Source organism: Rhodoferax sp. OV413, assembly GCF_900104385.1.
In the GTDB taxonomy this organism is placed as follows: Bacteria; Pseudomonadota; Gammaproteobacteria; order Burkholderiales; family Burkholderiaceae_C; genus Rhodoferax_B.
In genome coordinates this window covers 31,292-46,520 of sequence record NZ_FNJA01000014.1, presented here as the reverse complement: position 1 = coordinate 46,520, position 15,229 = coordinate 31,292, and the positions used below count along the sequence as shown (strand labels likewise).

The 15,229-nt window shown below is 64.5% G+C and carries 12 protein-coding genes and 1 riboswitch; of the genes, 8 read left to right on the top strand and 4 right to left on the bottom strand.

Annotation, left to right across the window (positions count from 1 at the left end; all coding sequences use genetic code 11):
• Both BLT66_RS26010 and recQ read right to left on the bottom strand, forming a co-directional pair.
• Positions 1-288 (bottom strand): helix-turn-helix domain-containing protein (locus tag BLT66_RS26010; RefSeq protein ID WP_143029298.1); only part of this gene is annotated, 288 nt, incomplete at its 3' end.
• Positions 289-566: 278 nt separating this feature from the next.
• Positions 567-2,411: a DNA helicase RecQ gene (gene recQ / locus BLT66_RS26005; RefSeq protein WP_255407097.1), complete on the bottom strand. Its 1,845-nt coding sequence runs from the start codon at positions 2,409-2,411 to the stop codon at positions 567-569.
• 182 nt (positions 2,412-2,593) lie between these two features.
• Between recQ and BLT66_RS26000 the strand changes: the two genes are divergently transcribed.
• Positions 2,594-3,319 carry a DUF6998 domain-containing protein gene (locus BLT66_RS26000; protein ID WP_092762823.1) on the top strand — a complete coding sequence of 242 codons (726 nt, stop codon included), beginning with the start codon at positions 2,594-2,596 and terminating at the stop codon, positions 3,317-3,319.
• Between the two features lie 16 nt (positions 3,320-3,335).
• Here BLT66_RS26000 and BLT66_RS25995 read toward each other — a convergent pair whose 3' ends face one another.
• Positions 3,336-4,169, bottom strand: a complete 834-nt coding sequence (locus tag BLT66_RS25995) for an oxidoreductase (protein WP_092762821.1) — start codon at positions 4,167-4,169, stop codon at positions 3,336-3,338.
• A gap of 93 nt (positions 4,170-4,262) precedes the next feature.
• Between BLT66_RS25995 and BLT66_RS25990 the strand changes: the two genes are divergently transcribed.
• From BLT66_RS25990 to BLT66_RS25980, 3 genes are read left to right on the top strand one after another with little or no spacing between them, the layout of a single operon-like run.
• Entirely contained in the window at positions 4,263-5,171 is a 909-nt protein-coding gene (locus BLT66_RS25990; RefSeq protein ID WP_092762819.1) for an AraC family transcriptional regulator, read from the top strand.
• Positions 5,172-5,208: 37 nt separating this feature from the next.
• On the top strand, positions 5,209-6,252 hold the full coding sequence (locus tag BLT66_RS25985) for a homocysteine S-methyltransferase family protein (protein ID WP_092762817.1): 1,044 nt from the start codon (positions 5,209-5,211) through the stop codon (positions 6,250-6,252).
• Position 6,253: 1 nt separating this feature from the next.
• The gene (locus tag BLT66_RS25980) at positions 6,254-7,261 is read left to right on the top strand and encodes a Gfo/Idh/MocA family protein (protein WP_092762815.1); all 1,008 of its coding nucleotides are present in this window, start codon (positions 6,254-6,256) and stop codon (positions 7,259-7,261) included.
• 46 nt (positions 7,262-7,307) lie between these two features.
• On the opposite strand, the gene BLT66_RS25975 is transcribed toward BLT66_RS25980, so the two are convergent.
• A complete protein-coding gene (locus BLT66_RS25975) occupies positions 7,308-8,234 on the bottom strand; it encodes a LysR family transcriptional regulator (protein ID WP_092762812.1) in 927 nt (308 codons plus the stop codon).
• 108 nt (positions 8,235-8,342) lie between these two features.
• Here BLT66_RS25975 and BLT66_RS25970 point away from each other — a divergent pair, with 108 nt between their 5' ends.
• From BLT66_RS25970 to BLT66_RS25955, 4 genes are all read left to right on the top strand, one after another.
• The gene (locus BLT66_RS25970) at positions 8,343-8,777 is read left to right on the top strand and encodes a PACE efflux transporter (protein ID WP_092762810.1); all 435 of its coding nucleotides are present in this window, start codon (positions 8,343-8,345) and stop codon (positions 8,775-8,777) included.
• Positions 8,778-8,871: 94 nt separating this feature from the next.
• Positions 8,872-8,955: riboswitch (S-adenosyl-L-homocysteine riboswitch) on the top strand.
• 25 nt (positions 8,956-8,980) lie between these two features.
• The gene (metH, locus tag BLT66_RS25965) at positions 8,981-11,728 is read left to right on the top strand and encodes a methionine synthase (RefSeq protein ID WP_092762808.1); all 2,748 of its coding nucleotides are present in this window, start codon (positions 8,981-8,983) and stop codon (positions 11,726-11,728) included.
• A gap of 174 nt (positions 11,729-11,902) precedes the next feature.
• Complete coding sequence (locus BLT66_RS25960; RefSeq protein WP_092762806.1) at positions 11,903-14,131, top strand: EAL domain-containing response regulator; 2,229 nt, start codon at positions 11,903-11,905, stop codon at positions 14,129-14,131.
• Positions 14,128-15,228: an ABC transporter substrate-binding protein gene (locus tag BLT66_RS25955; protein WP_092762803.1), complete on the top strand. Its 1,101-nt coding sequence runs from the start codon at positions 14,128-14,130 to the stop codon at positions 15,226-15,228. The genes BLT66_RS25960 and BLT66_RS25955 overlap by 4 nt, the downstream gene beginning before the upstream one ends.
• The last annotated feature ends 1 nt before the right edge of the window (position 15,229 follow it).

The window sequence follows — 15,229 nt, the reverse complement described above, 5'->3', positions numbered from 1 at the left end:
CGACCATTTACGTCTGAGGAGTAAGCAGACTTTGGCAAACAGGGCCCCAGTGCGGACAAGTTTAGGTGCTGGACGCGACAGCCTGCGTCTACGGGTACAACGCTTCTGGGCAAAGGTGCCGCTGTAGACGGCCACTGGCGCATTGCGCTCAATCTCGCGGCTGACGGTAGAGGGCGAACGGTGCAGCAAGCGGGCAATGGCGCGGATACCAAAGCCTTGCTCTCGGTACTGCCCCAGCGCGATGCGTTCGTCTGACTGGAGTTGCTGGTAATGGAGGACTTTTGTCATTTCTGCACCTTAGTTGAATAAGGTGTTGCACTTCAGATTTGAGTCCGCCCAGCGCTAAGGTGTGGTTTTGCATAAAAAAAGACCTGGTACCGGTAGGGCCAGCTACCGGTACCAGGTCTTCACATGGCGACCGTGGATTCCCTTTCAGGACAGCAAAATTTGCTGGTGAATGGATAGGGCGCTTGGCCTACTCCATCATCTCCAGGTACTGCGCAGTTTTATTGCAAAGGTGGGAGCCGAGAAATCAGCCCGCACAGCTTTTGAGCGTGGCGGCGGGGCTAGCCCACGCAGACTTGTAGCACCGCTTCGCCATAGGCTTCGAGCTTCTTGGTGCCGATACCGCTCACGCCTTCCAGGTCGCGCAGCGACTGCGGTGCCAGCGCGGCGATGGCCGCCAAAGTCGCGTCGTGGAAGATCACATAGGCTGGCAGATTGTGTTCGCGTGCCACTTCGGCGCGCCAGGTTTTCAGCGCGGCGAAGCGGGTTTGCGCGCTGTCGTCCAGCGCGGCCACCACCGCGGATTTGGCCGCGGATTTCTCGCGCTTGGGCTTGCGCTCGGCCGGGCCGGAGAGAGACGCGCGCAGCATCAGCGGCACCTCGCCTTTGAGCACGGCGCGCGAGCCTTCCGTCAGGCATAGCGTGCTGTATTCGCCCTCGACCGCTACCCCGCCAATCGCAATCAGCTGGCGCAGCACGCCGCGCAGCTGCTGTTCGCTGTACTCCGCGCCCAGGCCGAAGGTGCTGAGCGTGCTGTGGTTGAACTGGTTCACTTTGTCGGTGGTCTTGCCGCGCAAGATGTCCATGATGTGGCCGGTGCCGAAGCTGATGCCGCTCATCTGCTGGATGCGGTAAATCGTGGACAGCAGCTTGCGCGCGGCCTCGGTGCCGTCCCACACCTGCGGCGGCTCCAGGCAGTTGTCGCAGTTGCCACAGGGCGCAGACTTTTCGCCGAAGTAGGCCAGCAGCCGCACGCGGCGGCAGTCGGTGGCCTCGGCCAGGCCCAGCAATGCGTCCAGCTTGCCGCGCATCACCTGCTTGAATTCCTCGCCGGCCGGGCTTTCGTCGATCATGCGGCGCTGGTTCACCACGTCCTGCAGGCCGTAGACCATCCAGGCATCGGCGGGTAGTCCGTCGCGGCCCGCGCGGCCGGTTTCCTGGTAGTAGCCCTCGATGTTCTTCGGCATGTCCAGATGCGCGACAAAGCGCACGTCGGGCTTGTCAATGCCCATGCCGAAGGCGATGGTCGCCACCATCACGATGCCTTCTTCGCGCAGAAAGCGGTCCTGGTGGGTTTGGCGCAGCTTGGCGTCCAGCCCGGCGTGGTAGGGCAGGGCGTTGATGCCGTGCTCGCACAGCGTCTGCGCCACTTCTTCGACCCGCTTGCGCGACTGGCAATAGACCACGCCCGCGTCCTCGTCGTGCTCGCGCTCGATGAAGCGCAGCAGCTGCGTGGTGGCGTCCTTCTTCTCGACGATGGTGTAGCGGATGTTCGGCCGGTCAAAGCTGCTGACGAAATGCTGTGCCTCTTCCAGCTGCAGCCGCTCCACGATGTCGGCCCGGGTCAGCGCGTCGGCCGTGGCCGTCAGCGCAATCCGCGGCACGCTGGCGTAGCGTTGGTGCAGCACCGTCAGCGCGCGGTATTCGGGGCGGAAGTCGTGGCCCCACTGGCTCACGCAATGCACTTCGTCAATCGCAAACAGGCTCAGCTGCCGGCGCGCCAGCAGGTCGTCCAGCAGGTCCAAGAAGCGCGGCGTGGTGATGCGCTCGGGCGCCGCGTACAGCATGGTGATGTCGCCGCGCATCAGGCGCCGCTCCACGTCCAGCGCCTCGTCGAACGACAGCGTGGAGTTCAAAAACGCCGCCTTGACACCCGCCTCGTGCAGCGCCCCCACTTGGTCGTGCATCAGCGCGATCAGGGGCGAGATGACGATGGTGATGCCGTGCCCGTCCAGCTGCCGCGCAATCGCCGGGATCTGGTAACACAGCGACTTGCCGCCGCCGGTAGGCATCAGCACCAGCGCGTCGCCGCCCGCGACTACATGCTCAACGATGGCCTGCTGCGGCCCCCGAAACTGCTCATAGCCAAAGGTTTCATGCAGGATGGCGAGAGGGGACGAGGACAATGCGATGCTCTGGAATGTATAGCTGCTGGCACAGGTGGTGATTGCGCTAGAGGCTGATTTCGTATGTAAACCAGCGCGGGGCTGGTGGGAAGACGCTATTGTGCCCGGGCCTGAGTGACGCTTTTTGCCCATGTTCTGGCGACAAATTGAGCGCCTGCGTGGCTACTTGGTAGACTTTAATCATGGCTCTTACACAAATGCAGATCATTCAATCGCTTGGTGAAGCTATGTCCTGGTTTGAACGCGAACTTAGCTGGGGTGTTCCTCCGACCGAACTACGTCATCTATGTGGGCGGATTGGTGAGCTGTACGCTGCGTTAATTACTAATGGCCAAATGGCGACTGAGGTTAATCAGAAGGGCTATGACGTCGTAAGCGAAACGGGTGAGCGCATATCGGTCAAAACAACTGCAATGATGGGCATGACCGGGCATGTTGCATTTAATTCAAGATCGCTTGAGTTTGTGGACAGAGTGATCGTTCTGCGTATGAATACAGAGGAGATGCAGGTTGAAACCTTGCTCAACGCTCCGATTTCAGACGTACTTCCCCTGCTATCCGGGCCTTCAGAGGGAAAGCGAATCCTGACTCTAGGTCGCATTGTCGATAGGCGAAAAGTGAGGAGCGATATTGCTCCTGTCAACGAAGTATCTATTGATCGCTACACCCTTCGTGAACTAGAAACCGGAACGATTGAAGTGCAGCAGGATGGAGTTTTGCTCACTCCCGTGAAGCCGGTGCTGCGGGAGCTTGCAATTCGTTTCAATGTGAGCCTCATTAACGGAAAGGGAAACGAGTTCAATACTCGCCAACTCGGCACGCAAGTGATTCGGGCTGTAGCAGCGCTGACCGGAGAAAGGATAGTTCCAGACTACGCTGCCGGGTTAGATAGCGAAGACGAGTCCTAATACTGGCTGGAAGCCGTTAAAACTCCCCGTCTGTCGTCACTGACAAGGCTTGCCAAGCCTCCAACTCCCCCCGCAGCGCCTCAATCTTCGCCCCAATGATCTCCACCGCATCGCTACCCGCAGCAAAGCGCAGCGGCGGCTTCGGGTGCGCCGCCAGCTGCAGCAGCACGGCAGCCAGCCGTGCCGGGTCGCCGGGCTGCATGTGGTTGCGGGCACCAAAGCCTGCGTTGATCTGGGCCGACTGCGCGGCGTAGTCGGCGATGGGCTGGCTGCCAAAGCGCATCGACTGGCCGTCCAGAAAGTCGGTGCGGAACGCGCCGGGCTCCACGATGGTGACGCGGATGCCGAACGGGGCCAGCTCCTGCGCCAGTCCTTCGGAAAAGCCCTCCACCGCAAACTTGCTGGCACTGTAGAGCGCAGTGCCCGCGCGGCCACGTATGCCGGCCATGGACGAGATGTTCAGCACATGGCCGGCGCGTTGCTGGCGCATCACCGGCAGTACGGCCCGGGTGACGTGGAACAGGCCGAACACATTGGTGGCGAACTGCGCTTGCGCATCGGCCACCGTGCTTTCCTCGAACAGGCCGAGCTGGCCATAGCCGGCGTTGTTGACCAGTACGTCGATGCGGCCAAAGTGGGCCACGGCGGATTGCACGGCGGCCTGGGCCTGGGCCGCGTCGGTGACGTCTAGGTCCAGCGCCAGCAGGCGGTCGTCGGTCAGGGTGATGTTCTCGCGCTTGCGGGCCGTGGCGACCACGTTGTGGCCTGCGGCCAGCGCGGCCTGCACGGTGTGTGCGCCGATGCCGCGCGCTGCGCCGGTGATGAACCAGGTGTGGGGTTGGAAAGACATGGCGTGGCTCCTGAATGGTGAAGAGCTTGACTATCCGCGTGTCGGCCTGTGCAGCGGTAGCCTGATACTGCGCAGCTCTTGCATAATCCTCGCATGCTGCCATCGCCTACGCCAGAATCGCTCAAAGAGCTGTGTGCCTTGATTGCACAACACTGCCATGAGCGCCGCACCGCCACCGCCATCCCCGGCGTTGGCCTGGTGCGTTCCGACACGCCAACCCTGCCCATGGGCGTGGTCTACCAGCCCATGCTGTACATCGTGGCGCAAGGGGCCAAGCGCACACTGCTGGGTGACAGCATCGTGGAATACGCTGCCGGCCAGTATTTGGTGGTGTCGGTGGACCTGCCCATCACCGGCTCCGTGATCCAGGCCAGCCCGGAGGCGCCGTATCTGGCGTTGTCGCTGGAACTGGACCCGGCCGTGCTGGCCGACATGCTGCTGACCTTACCCGGTGCAGCCAAGGACGCCCCCTTGCCCGGCCTGGCGGTCAGCCCGGTGACGCCCGACCTGTTGGACGCCGCCGTGCGTCTGCTGCGGCTGCTGGACCGGCCGGCCGACATCCCCATGCTGGCGCCGCTGGCCGAGCGCGAAATCCTGTACCGCCTGCTGACCGGCGCCCAGGCGCCCATGCTGCGCCAGATCGCGCTGGCCCACAGCCGCATGGCCCAGGTGGGCCAGGCCATAGGCTGGATACGCAGCCACTTTGCCGAGCCGCTGCGGATTGACGCGGTGGCGCAGCGGGCGAACATGAGCGCCTCCACCTTCCACCGGCATTTCAAGGCCGTCACCGCGATGAGCCCGCTGCAGTACCAGAAGCAGATCCGCCTGCAGGAAGCCCGGCGCCTGCTGCTGGCCGGTCAGGCGGACGCGGCCAGCATCGGCTTCACCGTGGGCTATGAAAGCCCGTCGCAGTTCAGCCGCGAATACGCCCGCATGTACGGCCAGCCTCCGCTGCGCGACGCCGTACGCCTACGCGGACTGGGGCCACTGGTGGCGGTGTAGCGGACGCCGCGCCGGGGTTTCCTACAATCGAGCCCTCATGAAAACGCCCACCTACACCCGCGCCCAGCAACTCCCCGCCATCCTGGCGCAACGCATTGCCATCCTCGACGGCGCGATGGGCACCATGATCCAGCGCTTCAAGCTGACCGAGGAGCAATACCGCGGCGAGCGCTTCAAGGACTTCCACAAGGATGTGAAGGGCAACAACGAGCTGTTGAGCCTGACCCGGCCCGACGTGATCCGCGACATCCACGAAGGCTATCTGGCCGCCGGTGCCGACCTGATCGAGACCAACACCTTCGGCGCCACCACCGTGGCCCAGGAGGACTACGACATGGCCGACCTGGCGATCGAGATGAACTTCGAGTCCGCCCGCATCGCCCGCGCTGCTTGCGACAAATACAGTACGCCAGACAAGCCGCGCTTCGTCGCTGGCGCCCTCGGCCCCACGCCCAAGACCGCCAGCATCAGCCCTGACGTGAACGACCCCGGCGCGCGCAACGTCAACTTCGAGCAGCTGCGCAAAGCCTATTACGAGCAAACCAAGGCCCTGGTCGAAGGCGGTGCGGACGTGATCCTGGTCGAGACGATTTTCGACACGCTGAACGCCAAGGCCGCGCTGTTCGCGGTGGACGAGTATTTCGAAGACTCGGGCCAGCGCCTGCCGCTGATCATCAGCGGCACGGTGACCGATGCCTCGGGCCGCATCCTCAGCGGCCAGACCGTTACCGCCTTCTGGCACAGCGTGCGCCACGCCCAGCCGCTGGCCGTGGGCCTGAACTGCGCACTCGGCGCCGCGCTGATGCGCCCCTACATCCAGGAGCTGCACAAGGTGGCGCCCGATACCTTCATCAGCTGCTATCCGAATGCCGGCCTGCCCAACCCGATGAGCGACACCGGCTTTGACGAAACCCCGGACGTCACCTCGGCCCTGGTGCGCGAGTTCGCCGCCGAAGGCCTGGTCAACATCGTGGGCGGCTGCTGCGGCACCACGCCCGACCACATTGCCGCCATCCACAACGCAGTGAACCCGCTGCCCGGCCGCGTGCTGCGCCCGTTCTTCTACAAAGAGGCTGCCTGATATGCAAAAAGTGCGCTGGGGTGTGTTGAGTACCGCCAAGATTGGCATGGAAAAGGTCACCCCGGCGCTGCTGCGCAGCCAGTGGTGCGATGTGCAGGCGATTGCTTCGCGGTCCTTGCCGTCGGCCCGTGCGGCGGCCGACAAGCTGGGCATTCCCACCGCCTACGGCTCCTACGAAGAGCTGCTGGCCGACCCGAGCATCGAGGCCATCTACAACCCGCTGCCCAACGACTTGCATGTGCCGCTGACCCTGGCCGCGGCGCGCGCCGGCAAGCATGTGCTGTGTGAAAAGCCGATCGCGCTGAACGCGAATGAAGCGGCCCAGCTGCGTGAAGTGGCTGGCAAGGTCCACATCATGGAAGCCTTCATGGTGCGCTTCCACCCGCAGTGGCTGCGCACGCGCGAGCTGGTGCAGAGCGGCGCCCTGGGCGAGCTGCGCACGGTGCAGGCCTGGTTCTCGTACTTCAACCGCAACCCGGACAACATCCGTAACGATGCGAGCAAGGGCGGCGGCGCGCTGTTCGACATCGGCTGCTACCCCATCGTGGCCGGGCGTTTCCTGTTCGGCGCCGAGCCGCTGCGTGTGATGGCGTTGGCCGATATCGACCCCGAATTCAATGTCGACCGCACTTTCAGCGCGCTGCTGGACTTTGGCGGCGGCCGGCACCTGGACTTCACCGTGTCCACCCAGTCCACGCCCTACCAGCGCGTGCAGGTGGTAGGCACGCAGCAGCGGGTGGAAATCGAGATCCCGTTCAACGCGCCGCCGTTTGATCCCACGCGCATCTTCATCGACAACGGCAAGCAGCTGGGCGGCGCCAGCGCCACGGTGGAGAGCTTTGCGCCCTGCGACCAGTACAGCCTGGAAGGCGATGCGTTCTCGCTGGCGATCCGTGGCGAAGCCCCGCTGCAGTACGGCGTGGAAGATGCAATCCAGAACATGCGCATCATCGACGCGCTGTTTGCCTCGCAGCGCAGCGGGCGCTGGGAAACGCTGGCTGCTATTTAATTGCTAGCTGCTTGCGCAGTTAATATCTGCGCTAGAGGCCAATTTCTTATGAATCCTTGGCGGCCGTCGCCAGCAGCTTGCCGGCCTCGCGGCTGGCGCTGACCAGGGCGATGAAGCGCCGCGCCGCCAGGCCCAGCGGCCGCTCTTTGGACCAGACCACGTCCACCCACAGCTCCATGCGGTTGGTCAGGTTGTCGAAAGGTATCTCCACCAGGCTTCCGGCGGCGATCTGGCTGCGCACAAACGACAGCGGCAGCCAGCCCCAGCCTATGCCGGCCTCGATCAGGCCCAGCGCGGCAATGTGGTTGTCGGTGCGCCAGCAGTGCCGGGCGTAGGCGAAGCGCCGGTCTATGGTGGCCAGGTCGCGGCTGGCCACCACGATCTGGCGGGTGTTGGTTAAATGTTCTTCGCGCAGGCCTGTCGCGCTGGGCAGGGTGCGCGCCAGCAGCGCGGGCGCCATCACCGCCACCAGGGTTTCACAGCTGACCTCTTGAAAGCCCTCGCGGCCGTCCAGGCTGGGCCGCTCGAACACCAGGGCCAGATTGGCCCGGCCCGCGTGCAGCATGCTGAGTGCATCGGCCTGGGGCGCGGCCAGCACTTCCACCTCCAGCAGCGGGTATTCCTGCGCCAAGGTCGCCAGCGGGCTGCGCCACTGGGCTGCGAGTAGTTCGGGGGCGATGGCCAGGGTCAGGCGGCTCTCCAAGCCCTGGGTCAGACCCAGGGCCTGGGCTTTCAGCTGCTGCAGCTGGCTGGCCAGCAGCCGGGCCTGCGGCTCCAGCGACAGGGCGGCGGCGGTGGGCCGGGGTTCGCGGCCGCTGCGGTCGAACAGCGGCAGGTCCAACTCGGCCTCTAGCTGCGCCACCGCCATGCTGACCGCCGACGGCACCCGCCCCAGCGCCCGCGCGGCGGCCGAGAACGAGCCGCGGTCCAGCACGGCTAGAAACACCTGCACGCTCTCCGAAGTGAATGCCATGGCTGCAACCTATCAATAAAATTGAAATAACCTGACTTTATGTATCAGAGTCTAAGACATACAGTTGCGGCATTCTTATTCAATAGCTGCCCAGCCCAGAGATCCGACATGCAAGGTATCAAGCGCAAATTGGTTTATGTAAGCCTGTTCGAAGGCATCGCCATCCTGGCGACCACCCTCGGTTTGTCCGGCATGACGGGCCACGGCATGCAGGATTCGAGCGTGGTGGCGGTCGCGGCTTCGAGCATCGCCATCGCCTGGAACCTGCTGTTCAACACCTTGTTCGAGCGCTGGGAGGCGCGCCAGGCGGTGCGCGGCCGCAGTGTGGGCCGGCGCATTGCGCACGCCATCGGTTTCGAGGGCGGGCTGACGGTGTTTCTGGTGCCGCTGATGGCCTGGTGGTTTGACGCCTCGCTGCTGCAGGCGCTGGCGATGGACTTTGGCCTGCTGCTGTTCTTTCTGGTCTATGCCTTCATCTTCAACTGGATTTTTGACCGGGTGTTTGGCCTGCCCGCGTCGGCACTGCGGGTGCAGCCGGCCTGAGCTGTTTGCTATTGAATATATAGCTGTCTGCGCAGGCAAGACATGCGCTGGAGGCCTCTTTCTTTTGAATTCCGGCCGGCCCTTAAAATAATCGCCTCCCAAGGAGCGTTGCAGCGGGCTTGCCCCCGTCAGGCTTGGGAACCTCGCCATCCTGAGATTGCAACGACGCTCACCTGAACCATGCCCCTCCACAGGTGAGTCGAATGTCCGAATCCGTTGCAAATTCCGTCCCCCCCATGCTGTTGTCCGGCCTGGAGCCCGTGCTCATCGGCCCCGGCACGCTGTTCGTCAACATTGGCGAACGCACCAACGTCACAGGCTCCAAGGCCTTCGCCCGCATGATCCTGAACGGCGAGTTCGACCAGGCCTTGTCGGTGGCGCGCCAGCAGGTGGAAAACGGCGCCCAGGTGATCGACATCAACATGGACGAAGCCATGCTGGACAGCAAGGCGGCCATGGTGCGCTTCCTGAACCTGATCGCCAGTGAGCCCGACATTGCCCGCGTGCCGATCATGATCGATAGCAGCAAGTGGGAGGTGATCGAAGCCGGCCTGCGCTGCATCCAGGGCAAGGGCATCGTCAACTCGATCAGCATGAAGGAAGGCGTGGAGCAGTTCAAGCACCACGCCAAGCTGCTGCGGCGCTACGGTGCGGCCGCGGTGGTGATGGCCTTTGACGAAAAAGGCCAGGCCGATACTTACGAGCGCAAGGTCGAAATCTGCGAACGCGCCTACCGCATCCTGGTGGACGAGGTGGGCTACCCGCCCGAAGACATCATCTTCGACCCGAACATCTTCGCCGTGGCCACGGGTATCGAGGAACACAACAACTACGCGGTGGACTTCATTGAAGCCACGCGCTGGATCAAGCAAAACCTGCCGGGCGCCAAGGTGTCGGGCGGGGTGTCGAACGTATCTTTCAGCTTCCGCGGCAACGACCCGGTGCGCGAGGCCATCCACACCGTGTTTCTGTACCACGCGATCCAGGCGGGTATGGACATGGGCATCGTCAACGCCGGCATGGTCGGCGTGTACGACGACCTGGAGCCCATCCTGCGCGAGCGCGTGGAAGACGTGGTGCTGAACCGCCGGCCCGACGCCGGTGAGCGCCTGGTGGAGATCGCCGAAACTGCCAAGAGCGGCGCCAAGGACGAGAGCAAGCGCCTGGACTGGCGCGGCACGCCCGACCACCCGGTGACGGTGGAGCAGCGCCTGTCGCACGCTATGGTGCATGGCATCACCGACTTCATCGTGCCCGATACCGAAGAGGCCTACCAGGCCGTGCTGGCCAAGGGCGGCCGGCCGCTGCACGTGATTGAAGGCCCGCTGATGGCCGGCATGAACATCGTCGGCGACCTGTTCGGCCAGGGCAAGATGTTCCTGCCCCAGGTGGTGAAGTCGGCGCGGGTGATGAAGTCCGCGGTGGCGCACCTGATTCCCTACATCGAAGAAGAAAAGCGCCTCGACGAAGCCGCTGGCCGCGACGTGCGTACCAAGGGCAAGATCATCATCGCTACGGTGAAGGGCGATGTGCACGACATCGGCAAGAACATCGTCACCGTGGTCTTGCAGTGCAATAACTTCGAGGTGGTGAACATGGGTGTGATGGTGCCCTGCCACGAAATCCTGGCGCGCGCCAAGGTCGAGGGCGCCGACATCGTCGGCCTGTCCGGCCTGATCACCCCGAGCCTGGAAGAGATGCAGTACGTGGCCGGCGAGATGCAGAAGGATGACCACTTCCGCATCAAGAAGATCCCGCTGATGATCGGCGGCGCCACCACCAGCCGTGTGCATACCGCCGTGAAGATCGCCCACCACTACGACGGCCCCGTGGTCTACGTGCCCGATGCATCGCGCAGCGTGGGTGTAGCGCAGAGTCTGCTTGGGGATGGCGCTGCAAATTTCATAGCGGAGCTGAATGCGGACTACGACAAGGTGCGCCAGCAGCACGCGAATAAGAAGCAGACCCCGCTGTGGCCGCTGGCCAAATGCCGGGCCAACAAGACGCCGATCGACTGGACCGGTTACACACCGAAAACCCCCAAGTTCATCGGCCGCCGTGTGTTCAAGAATTTTGACCTGGGCGAGCTGGCCAAGTACATCGACTGGGGCCCGTTCTTCCAGACCTGGGACCTGGCCGGACCCTACCCGGCGATCCTGACCGACGAAGTGGTCGGCATTGAGGCCACCCGGGTCCACAAGGACGCGCAGGCCATGCTGAAGCGCGTGGTCGAGGGCCGCTGGCTCACCGCCAACGGCGTGATCGCCCTGTACCCGGCGAACACGGTGAACGACGACGACATCGCCTTCTACACCGACGATTCGCGGACTGAAGTCGCCATGACCTGGTACGGCCTGCGCCAGCAGACCGAGAAGCAGGCCATCGACGGGGTCATGCGCCCCAGCCGCTGCCTGGCCGACTTCGTGGCGCCCAAGAGCAGCGGCGTGGCCGATTACGCGGGCATGTTCGCCGTCACCGCCGGCCTAGGCGCCGAGAAGAAGGAAGCCCAGTTCATGGCCGCGCTGGACGACTATTCCAGCATCATGTTCAAGGCCATCGCCGACCGTCTGGCCGAAGCCTTTGCCGAATGCCTGCACCAGCGCGTGCGTACCGACCTCTGGGGCACGGCGCCGCAGGAGGCGCTGAGCGTCGAGGACATGATCGGAGAAAAGTACACCGGCATCCGCCCCGCGCCCGGCTACCCCGCCTGCCCCGACCACAGCGCCAAACAGGACATGTTTGCCCTGCTGCAATGCCATGAGATCGGCATGGAACTGACCGAGAGCCTGGCCATGCTGCCGGCGGCCAGCGTTAGCGGCTTCTACCTGGGGCATCCGGACAGCGTGTACTTCAACGTCGGCAAGATAGCCGAAGACCAGCTGAAAGACCTGGCCCAGCGCCGGGGCCTGAACGAGAAAGACTTGCAGCGTCTGCTGGCCCCGAACTTATAAGCGTTGTAGCGACCCTATTAAGGGCTATTGCGGGCTTGTTACATCCTGGGGTTTGTAAGAAACTTAGGTTCTACAGGACTTACGCAAGGCCCTCTGTGCGCCCAGAGGGCGACACAGAGGGCCTTGCGTAAGTCCTATTCTATTTATTGAGGTGCGCTTGTCGCTGGACCACTGATGGATGAAGATCTTCTAGAGTTCCTGGACGCCGCACCGGCCGCCGTGCCTGGCGCCGCTGCGCCCGAGCCGTGGCGCATTCTGATCGTCGACGACGATCCCGATGTGCATGAGAGCACGGCCTATGGTTTGCGGGGGCTGGAAATCGAAGGCCGCGGCTTGCTGCTGCTGCATGCACATACCGCAACCCAGGCCCTGGACACCCTGCGCCGCGAACCCGACATCGCGGTGATCCTGCTGGATGTGGTGATGGAGACCGACGACGCTGGCCTGGCCACGGTCGGCGCGATCCGCGACACCCTGGGCCTGGCGAATGTGCGCATCATCCTGCGCACCGGCCAGCCTGGCCAGGCGCCCGAGATGGACACCATCCGCCGCTACGACATCAACGACTACAAGACCAAGAGCGAGCTCACCCGCACCAAGCTGTATACCGCGCTGACCACCGCCATCCGCTCCTATGACCAGCTGCGCCGACTGGACGCCAGCCGCCGCGGGCTGCAGAAGATAGTTGCCGCCAGCAACCAGTTCATTGCCGAGCAAGGCTTGCAGACCTTTGCCGAAGGCGTGATCACCCAAATGGCCGGCCTGGTGGGCATTGCGCCCGAGGGCCTGGTCTGCGCCTGCACCGGCAGCCGCACCGCGGGCGACGGCCTGCAGTGCCGGGTGATTGCCGCCGCCGGGCAATTCGCCCACCTGATCCAGCATGCGATTGGCGAGATCGGCAATCCGCACATCGTGGCCAGCCTGCGCCAGTGCCTGACCGAGCGCCGCAACCTGCTGGGCGAGCGCAGCGTGACCCTGTTCTTCCAGGGCCGCGAGGGCGGCGACTTTGCGGCCTTTGTCTACAGTGCAGCGCCGCTGCGCGAGGTGGATATGCACTTGCTGCAGGTGTTCTGCACCAATATCGCCTTGTGCGCCGCCAATGTGGAGCTGGTGGCGCGGCTGCGCGACCACGCGTTTGTGGACCGCCTGCTGGGCCTGCCGAACCGCACGGCCTTTGTCCAGCACCTGGACGATGCGGCCCGCAGCGGCAGCCTGGGCGGCTGTGCAATTGGCCTGATGGATGTGGACCAGTTCGCCGAGACCAACGACATGTTCGGCCATGTGTATGGCGACCTGCTGCTGGCCGCGATTGCCCGGCGCCTGGGCGAGGTGCACGGCGGCGACGGCCTGCTGGCGCGGGTAGCCGGCGATACCTTTGGCCTGTTTGGCCTGGAGTCGGTGGTTAACCCCGAGGTGCTGCGGGCGGTGTTCGTCCAGCCCTTCGAGATCGAGGGCGTGCAGCGGCCAGTGTCCATCTGCATGGGCTTTGCGCGCTGCGGCGAGGCCAGCAGCAACGGCCTGGAGCTGCTGAAAGACGCGTCGATCGCACTCAAGCGTGCCAAGGAACTCGGCCAGGGCCGCAGCGCCTATTACTCGGCCGAAGTCGGCGTGGTCACGCGCGAGCGCACCCGCTTGCTGCACGGCTTGCAGCGTGCCTTCGACCACGAGCGCCTGTTCGTGGTCTACCAGCCGCAGATCAGCCTGCTGACCGGCCAGACGATCGGGGTCGAGGCCTTGCTGCGCTGGCGCACCGAAGAAGGCCAATTCGTGCCGCCCGACCGTTTCATTCCTGTGGCCGAGCAGTCGGGGCTGATCGTGGCGATTGGCGCCTGGGTGCTGCGCACCGCCTTGCATGCGCTGGGGCGGCTGCGGGCCGCGGGCGCGGGCGATCTGCGCATGGCGGTCAACGTCTCGTCGGTGCAGCTGGCGCAGCCGCAGTTCCTGCAGATCGTCGACCAGGCTCTGCGGGACACCGGCATGCCGGCTGACTGCCTGGAGCTGGAGATCACCGAATCGGTGGCGGTGATGGGCATGGAGCGCGTGGCCACGCTGCTGCGCGATATCAAGTCGCGCGGGATTGCGGTGGCGATCGACGATTTCGGCACCGGCTTCTCATCGCTGTCCTACCTGGACCGCCTGCCCGCCGACCGGCTGAAGATCGACCGCGCGTTCGTGATGTCGCTGGACTCGGGCCGGTTGGGCGCGCGCATCGCCGAAATGATCGTGCCGCTGGGCCACCAGCTGGGCATGAAGGTGTTGGCCGAGGGCGTGGAAAACGAAACCCAGGCCAGCCTGCTGCGCAGCCTGGGCTGCGACGAAGCCCAGGGCTATCTATATGCCAAACCCATGCCGCTGGAAGAGCTCGGCCCCTGGCTGGCGCAGCGCCGCGGACGGGCGCCATGAGCTTGAGGCCCTGGCTGGCGGGGCTGGCCTTGCTGTTGCTGCTGGGCTGCAGTCCCGACAAGCCGATCCGCATTGGCCTGCTGACCGGCCTGTCGGACCGGGTGTCGGACACCGGAGAGGCCGGGCGCAACGGCACCATCCTGGCGGTGGAGCAGCGCAACCAGGCCGGCGGCATCCATGGCCGCAACATCGAGATCGTGGTGCAGGACGACGGCCAGGACCCGGCCAAGGCGGTGGTGGCGGTCCAGGCGCTGGTGGATGCGCGGGTCGATGCCGTGATCGGCCCGTTTACCAGTGCCATGGCCGAGGTCACGGTGCCGGTGGCCAACCAGGCGCGTTTGCTGATGATCAGCCCCACGGTCACCTCCAGGGACTTTTTTGGCCTGGACGACTACTTCATCCGCATCAACCGCACCACCAGCGAGAACGCGCGGGAATACGCGCAGCGTCTCTACCAGCGTGGCCAGCGGCGGGTGGCGGTGGCTTACGACACGCGCAACAGCAACTTCACCCTGTCGTGGCTGAAGGAGTTCAAGGCTGCCTATGCGGCACTGGGCGGCCAGCTCGGCGTCGCCGTGCCGTTTGCCTCGCAGGCCGAAATCGGCTTGGGCGACGTGGTGCGCAAGATGCTGGCCGCGCAGCCCGACGGCTTGCTGCTGATCGCCAGCGCCATCGATGCCGCGCGGTTGGCCCAGCAGGCCGAAAAGCTCGCGCCCCAGCTGCCCAAGACCGCAGCCGAATGGGCGGCCAGCGAGACCCTGCTGGAGCTGGGCGGGCAGGGCGTCGAAGGCCTGCTGATTGCCCAGGCCTACGACCGGGACGACCGTTCCGAGCGCTTCCGCCAGTTTGTCGACGCCTATGTGGCCCGCTTCGCCCGCGAGCCGGGCTTTGCCTCGGTGCTGGCCTACGACGCGACCACGGTGCTGCTGCAGGCGCTGGAGCGCCAGCAGCGCGGCGAATCCGCCAAGGACGCGGTGCTGAAGTACGGCCCGTTCGAGGGCTTGCAGCAAAGCATCCAGTTCGACCGCAATGGGGACACGCTGCACAAGGTGTATTTCACCGAGGTGCGCGGCGGCCGTTTCGTGCTGGTCAAGTGAT

Coding starts and splice junctions, on each gene's coding strand:
- BLT66_RS25975 (WP_092762812.1), bottom strand. CDS start 8,234: ATGGCATTCACTTCGGAGAGCGTGCAGGTGTTTCTAGCCGTGCTGGAC.
- BLT66_RS26000 (WP_092762823.1), top strand. CDS start 2,594: ATGGCTCTTACACAAATGCAGATCATTCAATCGCTTGGTGAAGCTATG.
- BLT66_RS25970 (WP_092762810.1), top strand. CDS start 8,343: ATGCAAGGTATCAAGCGCAAATTGGTTTATGTAAGCCTGTTCGAAGGC.
- BLT66_RS25990 (WP_092762819.1), top strand. CDS start 4,263: ATGCTGCCATCGCCTACGCCAGAATCGCTCAAAGAGCTGTGTGCCTTG.
- BLT66_RS25955 (WP_092762803.1), top strand. CDS start 14,128: ATGAGCTTGAGGCCCTGGCTGGCGGGGCTGGCCTTGCTGTTGCTGCTG.
- BLT66_RS25980 (WP_092762815.1), top strand. CDS start 6,254: ATGCAAAAAGTGCGCTGGGGTGTGTTGAGTACCGCCAAGATTGGCATG.
- metH (WP_092762808.1), top strand. CDS start 8,981: ATGTCCGAATCCGTTGCAAATTCCGTCCCCCCCATGCTGTTGTCCGGC.
- BLT66_RS25995 (WP_092762821.1), bottom strand. CDS start 4,169: ATGTCTTTCCAACCCCACACCTGGTTCATCACCGGCGCAGCGCGCGGC.
- BLT66_RS25985 (WP_092762817.1), top strand. CDS start 5,209: ATGAAAACGCCCACCTACACCCGCGCCCAGCAACTCCCCGCCATCCTG.
- BLT66_RS25960 (WP_092762806.1), top strand. CDS start 11,903: ATGGATGAAGATCTTCTAGAGTTCCTGGACGCCGCACCGGCCGCCGTG.